Origin of the sequence: Marinobacter sp. SS5-14b (assembly GCF_030541005.1) — a bacterium.
Lineage (GTDB): Bacteria > Pseudomonadota > Gammaproteobacteria > Pseudomonadales > Oleiphilaceae > Marinobacter.
Genome location: NZ_JASSVM010000004.1, coordinates 143,067 through 156,335, shown reverse-complemented (window position 1 = coordinate 156,335; position 13,269 = coordinate 143,067). Strand labels below are relative to the sequence as shown.

At 58.6% G+C, this 13,269-nt stretch carries 13 protein-coding genes and 1 pseudogene; 1 reads left to right on the top strand and 13 read right to left on the bottom strand.

Annotated features, from left to right (window positions below):
• Window positions 1-79: 79 nt before the first annotated feature.
• The 4 genes from QPL95_RS10685 to QPL95_RS10670 form a co-directional block, all read right to left on the bottom strand.
• Window positions 80-1,354: a nitrate/nitrite transporter gene (locus QPL95_RS10685; protein WP_303290958.1), complete on the bottom strand. Its 1,275-nt coding sequence runs from the start codon at window positions 1,352-1,354 to the stop codon at window positions 80-82.
• A 121-nt stretch (window positions 1,355-1,475) separates the two neighbouring features.
• Window positions 1,476-1,934, bottom strand: coding sequence for an EVE domain-containing protein (locus tag QPL95_RS10680; protein WP_303290957.1), 459 nt, complete (start codon window positions 1,932-1,934; stop codon window positions 1,476-1,478).
• A complete protein-coding gene (locus QPL95_RS10675; RefSeq protein WP_303290956.1) occupies window positions 1,927-3,060 on the bottom strand; it encodes an NnrS family protein in 1,134 nt (377 codons plus the stop codon). Before QPL95_RS10675 ends, QPL95_RS10680 begins: the two co-directional genes overlap by 8 nt.
• 67 nt (window positions 3,061-3,127) lie before the next feature.
• Complete coding sequence (locus QPL95_RS10670; RefSeq protein WP_303290955.1) at window positions 3,128-3,793, bottom strand: hemolysin III family protein; 666 nt, start codon at window positions 3,791-3,793, stop codon at window positions 3,128-3,130.
• A 215-nt stretch (window positions 3,794-4,008) separates the two neighbouring features.
• Between QPL95_RS10670 and wrbA the strand changes: the two genes are divergently transcribed.
• Window positions 4,009-4,608, top strand: coding sequence for an NAD(P)H:quinone oxidoreductase (gene wrbA / locus QPL95_RS10665; protein WP_303290954.1), 600 nt, complete (start codon window positions 4,009-4,011; stop codon window positions 4,606-4,608).
• A 60-nt stretch (window positions 4,609-4,668) separates the two neighbouring features.
• Here wrbA and QPL95_RS10660 read toward each other — a convergent pair whose 3' ends face one another.
• From QPL95_RS10660 to QPL95_RS10620, 9 genes and pseudogenes are all read right to left on the bottom strand, one after another.
• On the bottom strand, window positions 4,669-5,382 hold the full coding sequence (locus QPL95_RS10660; protein ID WP_303290953.1) for a Crp/Fnr family transcriptional regulator: 714 nt from the start codon (window positions 5,380-5,382) through the stop codon (window positions 4,669-4,671).
• A 294-nt stretch (window positions 5,383-5,676) separates the two neighbouring features.
• Window positions 5,677-7,191: a cytochrome D1 domain-containing protein gene (locus QPL95_RS10655; protein ID WP_303290952.1), complete on the bottom strand. Its 1,515-nt coding sequence runs from the start codon at window positions 7,189-7,191 to the stop codon at window positions 5,677-5,679.
• A gap of 37 nt (window positions 7,192-7,228) precedes the next feature.
• Window positions 7,229-8,029: pseudogene (gene cobA, locus QPL95_RS10650) on the bottom strand (uroporphyrinogen-III C-methyltransferase); the annotation flags it as partial.
• Between the two features lie 74 nt (window positions 8,030-8,103).
• Window positions 8,104-9,303 (bottom strand): heme d1 biosynthesis radical SAM protein NirJ, encoded by a 1,200-nt coding sequence (gene nirJ, locus QPL95_RS10645; RefSeq protein ID WP_303290950.1) that lies wholly within the window; start codon window positions 9,301-9,303, stop codon window positions 8,104-8,106.
• A gap of 117 nt (window positions 9,304-9,420) precedes the next feature.
• Window positions 9,421-9,945 carry an Lrp/AsnC family transcriptional regulator gene (locus QPL95_RS10640; RefSeq protein WP_303290949.1) on the bottom strand — a complete coding sequence of 175 codons (525 nt, stop codon included), beginning with the start codon at window positions 9,943-9,945 and terminating at the stop codon, window positions 9,421-9,423.
• Window positions 9,920-10,384, bottom strand: coding sequence for an Lrp/AsnC family transcriptional regulator (locus QPL95_RS10635; protein ID WP_303291237.1), 465 nt, complete (start codon window positions 10,382-10,384; stop codon window positions 9,920-9,922). Before QPL95_RS10635 ends, QPL95_RS10640 begins: the two co-directional genes overlap by 26 nt.
• 19 nt (window positions 10,385-10,403) lie before the next feature.
• Window positions 10,404-10,949, bottom strand: coding sequence for an AsnC family protein (locus tag QPL95_RS10630; protein WP_303290948.1), 546 nt, complete (start codon window positions 10,947-10,949; stop codon window positions 10,404-10,406).
• Window positions 10,946-11,410: an Lrp/AsnC family transcriptional regulator gene (locus tag QPL95_RS10625; protein ID WP_303290947.1), complete on the bottom strand. Its 465-nt coding sequence runs from the start codon at window positions 11,408-11,410 to the stop codon at window positions 10,946-10,948. The genes QPL95_RS10630 and QPL95_RS10625 overlap by 4 nt, the downstream gene beginning before the upstream one ends.
• A gap of 30 nt (window positions 11,411-11,440) precedes the next feature.
• The gene (locus QPL95_RS10620) at window positions 11,441-13,165 is read right to left on the bottom strand and encodes a nitrite reductase (RefSeq protein ID WP_303290946.1); all 1,725 of its coding nucleotides are present in this window, start codon (window positions 13,163-13,165) and stop codon (window positions 11,441-11,443) included.
• Window positions 13,166-13,269: the final 104 nt, after the last annotated feature.

Below are 13,269 nucleotides of genomic sequence, written 5' to 3'. Positions count from 1 at the left end.
CGGCTCCGGAAAAGAAGAATCGCGGCAATTCTAATGTTCTCGCGCCTGAGGTGGTAGCGTTGTGTCCACAACTTCCTGGTTAAGGCAGGTCGGTACGCTCTTCATTGGCGGCCCATTCCACCCGCTCCGCTTTGCGGATGGCAAAGTGCATCCAGATCAGCGCAGCGGTGACAACGCTGAACATCAGCATGAAGCAACTCTGCCAGATGCCGGTAATATCTTTCAGAACGCCGAACCCGAGGGGCAACACAAAGCCTCCCAAGCCGCCAATCATACCGACAACGCCGCCAACAACCCCCACGTGGTTTGGGTAATACACCGGAATGTGGTTGTACACAGCGGCCTTTCCCACAGACATAGACAACCCGAGGATAAAGATGATGACCATGAACATGGGCAGGACCGTCGTCAGGGAAAAGCGGATGTCACCCTCTGTGCCATGGACGACATACTCTGTGGGTGGATAGCTAAGCAGGAAGGTGCAGGCAACGGAAATGATCAGGGCCGAGTACATCAGGCGCCGGGCACCGTATCGGTTCGCTAGCCAGCCGGCCAGTGCCCTGAACAGAGACGCGGGAATGATGAACAATGCAGCGACAGCACCCGCCGCCTGAAGGGGCAGGCCATACACCCCCATAAGGTAGTGCGGCAGCCAAAGCGCAAGTGCCACAAAACCACCGAACACGAAGAAATAGTAGAGGCCGAAACGCCAGACCTGCAGCTCCTTCAAGGGAGCCGCCCGCTCCGGGAGCGATGGCACCTGTGCTTTAGCATGCTGCGCAGTCTCGGGATCATCCTTTGCCAATAACGTAAACAGAGCGCCCGATAACGCAAGCACGGCGGCATAGATTTGCGCGGTCTTCTCCCAGCCAACAGCTAACAGCAAAAGTGGGGCCGCCAGGCTGGTAATGGCCGCACCAACGTTACCGGCCCCGAAAATGCCGAGCGCCACCCCCTGTTTTGACGGTTCATACCAGGCGGCGGTGTAGCTGGCGCCGACAATGAAGCTGCCGCCAGCCAGGCCGAGCCCAAGCGCCCCTAGCAGAAGCATCGGGTAGTTCTTCGCGAATGTCAGCAGGTATACGCAGGCGGCGGTGATCAGCATCAGCATACCGAGAACCCGGCGGCCGCCATAGCGGTTGGTCCAGATGCCCAGGAAAACGCGGCTGATGGAGCCGCTCAGAATGGGAGTGGCCATCAAAAGACCCAGTTGGGTGCCTGAAAGCCCGAGGTCGTCGCTGATGCGGATGCCAAGAATCGAAAAAAGTGTCCAGGTGGCAAAGCACACCGTGAAGGCGAACGTCGAGAGACCCAGCGCCCGGTATTGCTCCGGCTTGGTTGCAGGGTGCTCCATATTGACTCCTTGAGGGTGGTTCCTCGCTAAACCTTACCAAACACGGTGGCTTGGCGGCTGGAGCATTGGAGGTATTCCCTGTTGGGGAGGTCGGTGGTAGGCACCCGGAAGCGGTGAGCGGCTATTCTACCTGCGCCAGAATCAACCGCCATTGATCATCGCTGACCGGCATGACCGACAGCCGACTGCCCTTGCGCACCAGCGGTAGTTCTTCCAGGCCCGTGAGGCTTTTCAGTTGATCCAGGCTGATCAGCGTTGGCAGCTTTTCTTCAAACTGCATGTCCACCGCCTGCCAGCGGGGGGTGTCCGGGTTGCTCTTGGGGTCATGGTAAGGGGAGTTGGTTTCGAACTGCTTCGGGTCCGGATAGGCGCTGCGGGTTACCCGCACAATGCCGGCAATGCCGATGTGCTTGCAGCTGGAGTGGTAGATGAACACTTCATCGCCTTCTGCCATCTCCTTCAGAAAGTTCCGGGCCTGGTAATTGCGTACGCCGTCCCAGGGAATCGCCGTGCCTGGGTCGCGGGCAAAGTCATCAATACTGCATTCGGAAGGTTCGGTCTTTACCAGCCATTTAGCCACGGTCAGGTTTTCCTCTTTTCGTAGATTCAGGGTACAGGCGCAGTAATTGGACGAAGACGCCAAGGAACGTAAGCGTCCAGGCCGAAGCCGCAAGCCAGAGCAAGCCGGGCTGGCTGAAGGGTAACGGGCCCGCCAGGTATCGGCACACGCCGGCGAGGGCGATCAGTACGGCAATAGCCAGAACCTGCCATGCTGGCGGGAAGCGCCGCCGGGCCCGTTGCCAGGCCAGGCGCAACATCACACTGCAAGATAGGGTGCCCAGTGCACCAACGGCAATCAGGTGCAGGGCAGGCAGCAGGGCGTGGCCGGTAATCAGGTGCACGCCGGTAACCGCCGCCCCGGCCGCCAGCCAGAGATAACCGATGGCCAGCACCAGCAGGTCCGGGCGGTCGGTACAGTGCCAGAGTTTCCAGCGGGCCACCCGAACGATAATCAGCAGACTCGCGGTCAGCAACAGCAGGCCAGCCAGTTTTTCAGTAGCGGTAAACAGAATGCACACCATGGCGAGGGGCAGAATCGCCAGTAACCAGCCTTCAATTAATGGCTGAACCCGGGCTTCCAGCGGTATGCCTTTCCTCTCCAGGGTGCCGGCCACCGCCGGCGCGATGATGCGCCCGCCCATAAACGTCATCAGCAACAGCAAACCGATGATGGCGGTGTGCAGAAGCGTGCTGGCGGGTGGAAAGGGAGGGCCTGGGCGCACCAGGAAGTAAACCAGGGCCATAAGACAAAGCGCCAGAATCAAGGGGCCGGCAACCTTGTTACGCCACTTCTTGGCGGCCTGGAAACGGGGAACCACGTAGCGGGCCAGTAAAAGGGCAAAGGCCGGGCTGAGCAACTGGCTGACGAGCCAGTCCGGTGCCAGCAGCCAGCTGATTCGTGCGCCAAGCCAGAGCCCGAACAGGGGCCCGAGTATTCGCCAGGGCTGGGGGCCAAGGGTGTAGCCGGCAATCAGTGCCAGGGCAAAGCCGAAAACCAGTTCGTGGCCATGGTCCGCGCCAATCAGCCCCGGCGGCCAGCCGGTTCCAGACAATACGGCGAACAGGGACAGGGGAACGACCAGGGCGGCCCATAAGGCGGCCGCGGGAAAGAACAGCCAGAATGCGTGCAGGGGCTTGCCAGCCACGTTGAACAGACCTCGGTATGGGTTCTGGTTGGAAGGCCCCGCAGGTTACCGGGGCCAGAACCAGAGTTTATACCGTGTGAGGCAGCACGCCAAAATAGACAGCACTGAAATGACAGGCGCTGCCGCCAATTACGAACAGGTGCCAGACTGCGTGCATGTAGGGGATGCGGTCCGCCAGATAGAAGGCGACGCCCGCTGTATAGGTGATACCGCCGGCAATCATCAGATGGAGCGCTGTTTCGTTAAGATTGGCAACCAGGTCGGATGAGGCAAAAATAATCAGCCATCCCATGGCGACATAGATGCCAACCCGGGCCAGCTTGAACCGGTTCTTGAAGATGATCTTGAGTACCACCCCGGTGATGGCCAGCGACCAGATGATGGCGAACAAGGTCCAGCCCGTGGCGCCGCGCATGTTGACCAGCAGAAAGGGCGTATAGGTGCCCGCAATCAACAGGAAGATGGCGCAGTGATCCAGGGTTTTGAACGCGGTCTTCAGGGCTGGGCTGCGTGCGCCGTGGTAGAGCGCGGAGGCCATATAGAGCAGGATCAGCGACGCGCCAAATACACTGAAACTGACCAGTTTCCAGGCGTCGCCTGTCTGGCTGGCGCCGACAATCAATGCGACCGTGCCAATAACGCTCAGAATGGCTCCGAGGCCGTGGGTGGCGCTGTTGATCCACTCTTCAATCTGCTGGTGCACGGACTGGGCGGTTCCTTCGGATTGGGTCATGCCGTTTGGCTCATGGTTGATGTCTTCCGCGTGAACGGTGTTGGCTGAAAGTATAATGCCACTCAGCGTACATGTGTACGCAAATATTTGCCATGAACATCCTGTGATCATGTTCAGAAAAACTGAATGATCTGCGGAAAATCTTCCGTTTTCCCTTTCGGCTGCTGACCGGTACGCTGGTTTCAAGTTTGAGTAAATACGAGGAGATCATTCAAATGGCAAAAGTTCTGGTTCTTTACTATTCCATGTACGGCCATATCGAAACTATGGCAAATACCGTTGCCGAAGGTGCCAAAAGCGTTGAGGGCGCCAATGTTGTGGTCAAGCGGGTGCCGGAAACCATGACTGACCAGGCGTTCCTGAGCGCTGGAGGCAAGGCCGAGCAAGATGCTCCGGTAGCGAGCCCGGGTGAACTGGCAGATTACGATGCCATCATCTTCGGCACGCCGACGCGCTTCGGCAACATGGCCGGCCAGATGCGCACCTTCCTCGACCAGACCGGTGGTCTGTGGGCTGAGGGCAAGCTGCACGGGAAAGTGGGTAGCGTGTTCACCTCAACCGGAACAGGCGGCGGTCAGGAGCAGACCATCACATCATTCTGGACCACCCTGGCCCATCACGGCATGGTGTTGGTACCTCTGGGCTATGGAATTCCGGAGTTCTTTGATATCTCTGAAGTGAATGGCGGCACGCCTTACGGCGCCTCGACCATCGCCGGCGGTGACGGTTCCCGCCAGCCCAGCGAGAAAGAATTGGCCATTGCCCGCTTCCAGGGTAAGCACGTGGCTGAGCTGGCAGTGAAGCTGCACGGCTGATTTCGAAGTAGCAAGCGTTGACTCAGGTTTGGGCGGCGGGCTGAAAAGTCCGCCGCTTTTTTATGGTGCGCCAGAACTTTTGGCGTTTGCCGATTTAAGGCGGGAAAACGTAGCAGGCACCACACCCAGCCAGGATGCCAGCTGGTTATCCGGCACCCGTTTTATGAGCTCCGGGTATTCATCGAGCAACAGTTCGTAGCGTTCCTGAGCAGACATGGTGTGTTTGCGGAACTCCCGCATGCTGGTGAGTTCGGCAATTTCTTCGGTCAGTACCAGGGCAAACTTGTGCCAGAGCCCGTCGCCATGGCTCTGGATGGCCGAACGGAACGCGCTGAAATCCGCCACCCAGACTGTAGCCGGCAGCACGCTGGTCAGGCACAGGGTATTACGCACCGTTCTACTACGCCCGAATACCGGCCATATCAGGTCGCCTTCGGTAAAGAAGTGGTGAATTGCAACTTTGCCGGATGGCGACTCCCTGAACAGGCGCAGAACTCCGTACTGGATCAGGTAAACGTTGGCCCAGGGCCGGTCGTGTTTTTCCAGGGGTGTTTCTGCGTCTATTTTGCGTTGATGGAACAGTCGCGCGATATCGCTCAGAAACCGGGCTTCCGGGCTGTTCTGCTTTTCGTTCAGACAGATGCCAAAGGCGCGGCTCAGGCCGTTCAGCAGGGCAACTTCGGCGGGTGCCGCGTCGTGGTGAATAATGTCCGGGTGGTCTTCACCCAGCAGGCAGGGTGCGGATGCCATCGGTGGCCGGAAACTGCTGTTCATAACATAACCTTCGCTGCATTGGCGTAGGTCAATTATGCTACCACAAAACAAATATTCGAAATGACTTAAACCATTAAGGATATTTGACTTAATCGATAACGATTACTCGGTGCCGGAGAGCGGCTTGTGGGGGGATGCCTCCTGAAACTGTGCGGAGCCAGGGATGGCGGAGCCCAAGCGACACATGGATGTGCCGCAAGGAGCGTGTTTCAGGAGGCATCCCCCCACAAGCTGCGCTTGCTCCAATGATGCAGGCTGCGTCTTGTCGGGTTAGCGCAAAGTGCCAAAGTTGGCTCAGTGGCTGGTGCCTTCCTCGTAGTTGATCTTGTTCCAGACGTTGTACTTGCCGGAAGGCTTGTTCATCGGAATGCGCTTTTCTTCTTCCAGCGTATCCGCGTCGTACACAATGATGGCGCCGTCGTCGTCCCAGATACTCAGCAGCAGCTTTTCACCATGGCGGTCAAACTCCACATGGGCGGCTACCTTGCCCGGCTCAGGCTGCAGGGTCTTGACGATCTCCAGGGTCTGCTTGTCGATGATGTGGACCTTGTCGGCGTTGGGGCCGAAGAACACATCTGCCCAGGCGTAGCGGGAATTCTCGTGGCTGCGCATGAAGAAACCCGGGCCCTCGGTTTTCAGGGTTTTGATCACTTCCCAGGTGTCCATGTCGATGATGGAAATGGCGCCGGCCCGGAAGTGCGGGGTAGCCATCACCCGGCGGCCTTCGTATTCCCACGTAATACCGGAGCCCAGGTGGGGCATGCCGGGCAGCGGCAGTTCCGCGGTGGTTTTGCCGGTATCCAGGTCGATCACCACGCCATGCTTGCCGTCGCGGGCTGCGCCGATCAGGTGCTGGTAACCGGGGTCGAAGAAGAAGTCGTCCAGCAGGGTGTCGGTGGTCATCCGGCGAAGCTTCGCTTTTTGATTCTCGACGGTGATTTCCCAGGCTTCGGGGATGTCTTTCAATGCCGCGATGAAGCTGCTTCTGGGTGGTGCGGTATACACGGCGCTCACCCGGGAGCTTTCGCCGGCATCGTTCTCAACCGGGATGAAATCCAGCATTTCCAGGTTGGCAGCGTCGAACAGCACCATGGAATGGGGCAGGTAGTTGGCGGCCAGCACGTAGTTGCCATCAGCAGACACGGCAATGTTGCGCATGTTGATGCCGGCGCGAACCTCAGCCACGACTTTCAGGTTGTAGATGTCGTACTTGGTAATCCAGCCATCCCGGGAGCCGAAGTACACGTAGCGGCCGTCCGGGCTGTACTTGGGGCCGCCGTGCAGGGCAAAGCGGCTGGGGAACCGGTGGATGGGCTCCATCTTGTCGCCATCCAGCAGGGTGACATGGTGGTCGCCGATTTCTACCACCAGGAACAGGTTCATCATGTCCGCTTCGAACGCCGGTTCATCCGGCAGGGAGCCGGCAGCATGGCTGACTTCCTGGCTGTTGCGGATTTCGGCCTCGCCCCACTTCAGCTCGTGGCTCGGAGGCTGATAGATGAAGTCGGTCAGGGCGGCGATCTGCTGGTCGTTCAGGATGTCTTTGTAGCCCGCCATCTGGGTGGCTGGGCGGCCTTCGCGGATGACCTTTTCGGCCTCGGCTTTTTTCAGGCGCCCGAGGTTTTCCGGCAGCAGGGCGGGGCCCATGCCGCCAAGGCGGTCGGGGCCGTGGCAGGCGGCGCATTGCTGCAGATAGAGTGTGTCGATGCTGCTCTTGCCGACTTCTTCAGCCAACAAGGGGGTTGCCATGAAGCTGCCTGCCAGCAGCAGGGTCTTGATCAGGTTTGCTCGGGCTTGGGTCAGGTTCACCAGCTACAGCTCCCGGTTGTCAGAGTTGAGTTCTGTTTCAGGCTGGCCGACGGGCAGCGGTAGCTGACGCGGAGCCTGCCAGGGCGCTGTTCCATCCTGCCTGAGCCGGGCGCGCCAGCTTTTCGGCCAGTTGCACGACTTCGCCCACGATAATCAGGGTTGGCGGTTGAAAGTCTTCCCGTTCGATGGTGTCAACCAGATCATCCAGGGTGGTCACGGTCATGTGTTGCAGTGGGGTAGTACCGCGCTCCACCAACGCTACCGGGCAGCTGCCAGACAGACCGTGGGCGGTCAGTTGGCGCACAATGGTGGGTGCGTTGTGCAGGCCCATGTAGAACACGCGGGTCTGCCCCGGGGCCGCCAATACCTGCCAGTTCAGTTCCAGCTCCTGATCGGCTTTACGGTGACCGGTGACGAAGGTCACGCTCTGGGCATAGTCCCGGTGCGTGAGTGGAATGCCGCAGTAAGATGAGCAACCGGCCGCGGAGGTAATGCCGGGCACTACCTGGAAGTCGATGTCGTTATCGACCAGGAACTCGGCCTCTTCGCCACCCCGGCCAAAGATGTACGGATCACCGCCTTTCAGGCGCACGACTCTGCGTTGCTGGACGGCCAGTTTGACCAGCAGTTCGTTGGTGTCTTCCTGTGGTACGTAGTGGCAACCGCTGGCTTTGCCCACGTGGATGCGTTCTGCCCGAGGGTTCACCAGTTCCATGATCTGGGGGGACACCAGCCGGTCATAGACAATGGCATCCGCTTGCTGGATCAGCATCAGAGCTCTGAGCGTGAGCAGCCCCGGATCACCAGGGCCTGCACCAACAATAGCAACTTCTCCGGGCCGTAAGGGTTGCTCCGCCAGCTGGAACTCCACCAGGCACTTCTTGCGTGGGCTTGTGGTCATGGTGTGCTTCCTTACAGGTTATTTACCGGGATTTCGATGGCGGCAGCGGCAATTCGGCGTGGCGTATTTTCCACGACACCGATCTCCTCGTTGGTGAGGTAGCACCCCGGGTCTTCTTCCCAGAAATCGCCGGATACGTTGTAGGCCCGCACCCGGGTGTTGCCGTTACAGATGTTCAGATATTTGCAGTCTGCGCATCGGCCTTTGACCGGGCGCGGGTGCTGGCGAAAGCCCTGCATCAGCGGGTCGGTGGTTTCTGACCAGATCTTCGAGAACGGGGTCTGCCGCACGTTGCCCAGGTTGTGGTCCCACCAGAAGGTGTCCGGGTGTACCACGCCCAGGTTGTCGATGTTGGAGATGTTCACGCCGGAGGAGTTGCCGCCCCAGTTGGTCAGCCGCTGGGTGAGGGCGTCCACCTGGTCCGGGTAATGCTCCTTGGCCCATTCGATCAGGAAAGGGCCGTCGGCGTCGTTATTGCCGGTGACGTATTCCCGCTCGATGCCGCGTTTGAGTTCATCGTGGCAATGGTTGAACAGCAGGTTCATGGCGTCGCGGGTCATGTCGTACCAGGCGTCGCGCTTCTTGTTGCGGCCGCCGCGGCCGGAGTAGTTCAGGTGCGACAGGTAGAACTTGTCTATCTGGTGCTCATCGAGCATCTCCAGCATGGCCGGCAGTTCCGGGTAGTTATCCTGGGTCAGGGTGAAGCGCAGGCCCACCTTGATGCCGGCCTTTTTGCACAGGGCCACGGCGTGCATGGATTCCCTGAACGCGCCTTTTTTCTGGCGGAATTCGTCGTGAGTGGCCTCCAGGCCATCAATGCTGATGCCCACGTAGTCGTAGCCAACCGCGGCAATCTTGTCGATGTTTTCTTCGGTGATCAGGGTGCCGTTGGTGGACAGGCCAACGTAGAAACCCATTTCCTTGGCCCGGTGGGAAATCTCGAAAATGTCCGGGCGCATCAGGGGTTCGCCGCCGGAGAGGATCAGCACCGGCACGCCGTAGGCTTTGAGGTCGTCCATCACGGTGTAGACTTCCTGGGTGCTCAGCTCGCCCTTGAAGTCGATGTCGGCAGAGATCGAGTAGCAGTGTTTGCAGGTCAGGTTACAGCGGCGGATGAGGTTCCAGATCACCACCGGGCCACTGGGCTTGGGCACCGGGCGCACCGGCGCCGGGTTCATCAGGCTTTTGATGTAACGGGTCATTCGAAACATAAATTCTCTCTCTCATCGGGAGTGGCGTGATGGGCCCTCCGGGCTGGCCGTTAGCGGCTCTATGCCCTTTACTATCCCCTCTGGAGCGGGCGGTATCCATACCTTTGATGGAGTACTTCAGGGGGTATCTTTCTGTTTTCTCAGTCGCAACCCGGTTTTTTTCAGGATCGCCGAACTGTAGAGAATGGTGTTCCCCGCGCAGCTGTCGCCCAACAGGTCTTTAATCTGGCGAGCTTTGTCTTCCACTTCTTCCCGGCTGGTGCCATGCACCATGGCAAACAGGTTGAAGCTCCAGTAGGGCAGGTGCCTTGGCCGGCGGTAACAATGGCTGACAAAGGGCAGGTCACCGACCCGCTGGCCCATCTCTGAAATGGCGCTGTCGCTGACATCCCAGACTGTCATTCCGTTGTAGCGGTAGCCCAGCTTGTAGTGGTCGGGCACGGCGGCCACCCGCCGAATTACGCCGCTGTTTTGCATCTGCTGAAAACGGGCAAGCACGTCTTCGGCACGCATGCCCAGTTGGCGGCCAAGTTCGCCCCAGGGATCTGAAACCAGTGGCAGACCTTCCTGGGTGGCCATGATCAGTTCGCGATCCTGTTCGGTGAGCTTGGCCTGTTCAGATTTCGAAGTGGAGATTGACATGGAACTCCTGCTCCTTGGGCATGTTGTAGACCGGATAGCCCGTGAGCGCTTCGATCCGTGCAATGGTGTCTGCAATGCCTTCGGGGGTTTCTGTGGCCAGTACAAACCACATGTTCAGTTCGTGCTCCCGGCGGTAGTTGTGGGCCACTTCCGGAAAACTGTTTACCTGTTCGGTCACCCGGTCGTAGTCCTCTGCCGGAATGCGCATGGCGGCGAGGGTCAGGCCGCCGCCCATTTCACCGGCATGAAACATGGGGCCGAAGCGGGTCAGGGTGCCGTTGGCGAGCAGGGCTTTCAGCTGGTCCAGCAGTTGCTGTTCGGTGATGCCGAGTTCGTCGGCAACGTCCTGATAGGGGGTCAGCGTCAGTGGCAGGCCATACTGCAGGCGGTTGATGATGGCTCTTTCGATGTCGGTGAACACGGGCTTGTCGTCAGACATTGGCCGGCGGGCTTTCGGCTCAGCTGTTGCTGACATAACGCCCTCCCCGTTGCAGGTAGGCTTTGTTGCTGAACAGTACCGAGTGGGGTGTGTCGCCCAGATTGTGGTCGGCGATCATTTTGTCGAGCTGGCCGAGCACGCGTTCCCGGCTGACGCCGTGAATCATGCAGAAAAGATTGTAGGGCCAGTCTGGCAGTCGTCTCGGTCGCTGGTAGCACAGGGTAACAAACGGAACCGCGGCCAGGGTTTTGCCCCGTTCGCTGACCTGGTCGTCCGGTACATTCCAGACCACCATGGCATTGGCGTTATAGCCCAGGGTGCGGTGCTTCACAATCAGGCCGGAGCGTTTAATCAGCCCCTGTTGTTGCCAGTGGCGGATTGCATCCATCACCTGTTGCTCGGTCAGGCCAGTGCGCTCGGCGAGTGCCAGGTAAGGACGAGGCGTCAGAGGCAGGCCTTCTTCCAGTTGCTGGCGGAGCCTGAGCAATCCCCAGGCGCTGAATGCTTCAGTGTCTAACAGGAAGTTGCCGGTGGAGCCACTCAAGTGCGGCGCTGGGTGGTTCATGGTAGTGCGTCCCAGTCGATGTCGAAGCCCAGGTCAATGTGATAACCCTCAACCATGGGGAGCCGGAGTATGGGCAACTTCAAGTGGTGTTCCAGTTCGTCGAGTCGCTCGTCCAGAGTGTCTTCATCCGGAGCGGTCATTACGAACCAGAGATTGTATGTGTGCTCCCGCGCGTAATTATGATTCACGCCGGGCGCTTTGTTGATCCGGGCTGCCACCATGTCCATTTGTTCGGGTGGGGCAGCCACGGCAGCCAGCAGGCTTGCGCCTGCCTGGCTGTGTTCAAACACCGGGCCGACCCGGCTGAGAACCTGATGCGACTGGAGTGTAGCCAGCCGGCTGATCACTTCGTCCTCGGAGATGCCCAGGTTGCTGGCCATCTCCTGATAAGGGCGCTCACACACCGGCAGGTTTCGCTGGTAGTGATTGATCAGCTGCTTGTCCACTGTATCCAGTCTCATCAGGCTATCTCCTCCGGGCCAGGGGCCGGATCAGTACACGTCGTGCTGGGTGTTGTAAGTGTTGAACTTACCAGTCGGGGTGACCATGTAGTCGCCCTTGATCACCTTCTTCAGCTTACGTGTCTTGTCGTCAACCACAACAATGGCAGATTTCTTGTCCTGGGTATTCCAGACAGAGAACCAGACTTCGTCGCCCGCTTTGTTGTATTCCGGCTGAACCACACGCTTGGGACCTTCACCCAGGTCGGCCCATTCGGCCAGAGGCAGTACTTCATAGCCGGCATCGAAATTGTTGATGTCGAATACGGCTACACTCTGACTGACGTCTTCTGCCGGGTTTAGAGCTGTGTCTACCCACAGGTTCTTGGACTTCGGATGGGTCTTCACAAACAGTGAACCACCGCCCTGTCCGTTAACGGTGCGAACGACTTTCCAGGCCTTATCCGGATGGTTTTTCGGGTCGGTACCGATCATCTGGATAGTCTGGTCGCCAAGGTGAGAGGTCGCCCAGACCGGACCATGCTCAGGATCCACGAAGTTGGCGCCACGACCCGGGTGCGGGATCTTGCCTACGTCAACCAGTGCTTCCAGGTTACGGTCTACTGCGTCAACAACGGCAATCTGGTTGGAGTTGTTGGCGGCAGACATGAAGTAACGCATGCTGGAATCCCAGCCGCCATCGTGCAGGAACTTTGCTGCATCAATGGAGGTGACGTTCATGTTTTCCAGATCTTCGTAGTTGGCCAGCAGGATCTTGCCGGTTTCCTTGACGTTGATGATGAACTCAGGGTGCGCATGGGAGGCCACAATGGCGGCCACGCGAGGCTCAGGATGGTATTCCTGATCGCCGACGGTCATACCGCGGGTACCGATAATTTTCTTCGGTTCCAGAGTGTCGCCGTCCATGATGACGAACTGGGGCGGCCAGTAGGTGCCAGCAATGGCGTACTTGTCTTCCCAGCCTTTGAACTTGGAGGTTTCAACAGAGCGCGCCTCCATGCCGACCTTGATCTTGGCTACGGTTTGCGGCTCTTCCATCCACAGGTCGATCATGTTGATCAGGGCGTCACGGCCGATAACCATCACGTAACGGCCGGAGGCAGACATCCGGGAGATGTGTACCGCATAGCCGGTTTCGATGATTTTCACAACTTCCTTGGAGTCGCCGTCGATCAGGGCGATCTGGCCGGCGTCACGCAGGGTGACACTGAAGATGTTCTCCAGGTCCAGATCGTTCATCTGCTTCTTGGGGCGATCTTCCGGTGGCACGATCACTTCCCAGGTTTTCTTCATGTCGGCCAGGCCGAACTCGGGAGGCTGTGGCGGCTCGTGCATAACGTACTTGGCCATCAGTTCTACGGTTTCTTCATCGAAGTCACCGGAAGTCAGCCAGTTCGGCATACCGCCCGGAGAGCCGTAGCTGATAAAGGCTTTCAGGTAATCAATACCACGCTCCTGGGTAATGTCCGGAGTCAACGGCTTACCGGTGGCGCCTTTACGCAATACACCGTGACAACCGGCACAACGCTCGAAATAGATCTGCTTGGCTTTTTCGAACTCGGCATCGGTCAGGTCCGGCGCGCCAGGGCTGCGAACAATTTTCGCAGATGCTGCGTCAACGGCACTGGGGGTGCCTTCGTAGGCCATAGTGGCTTCATCACCATTCTTTGGTGCCGCGTGGGCAGTCATTACGCCGAGAGACGTAAAGGCCACTGCCAGGGCCAGAGGTTTCATAATCATTTTGCTCACTCTCATCAGGTGCTCTCCTTGGGATTCAAGAGTACTGCTAGGGTTCTCTTCTTAAGGCTTATGAACATTGATTAATGTCATAAAACGGGCGGAATTCAAGAGAGTACCTC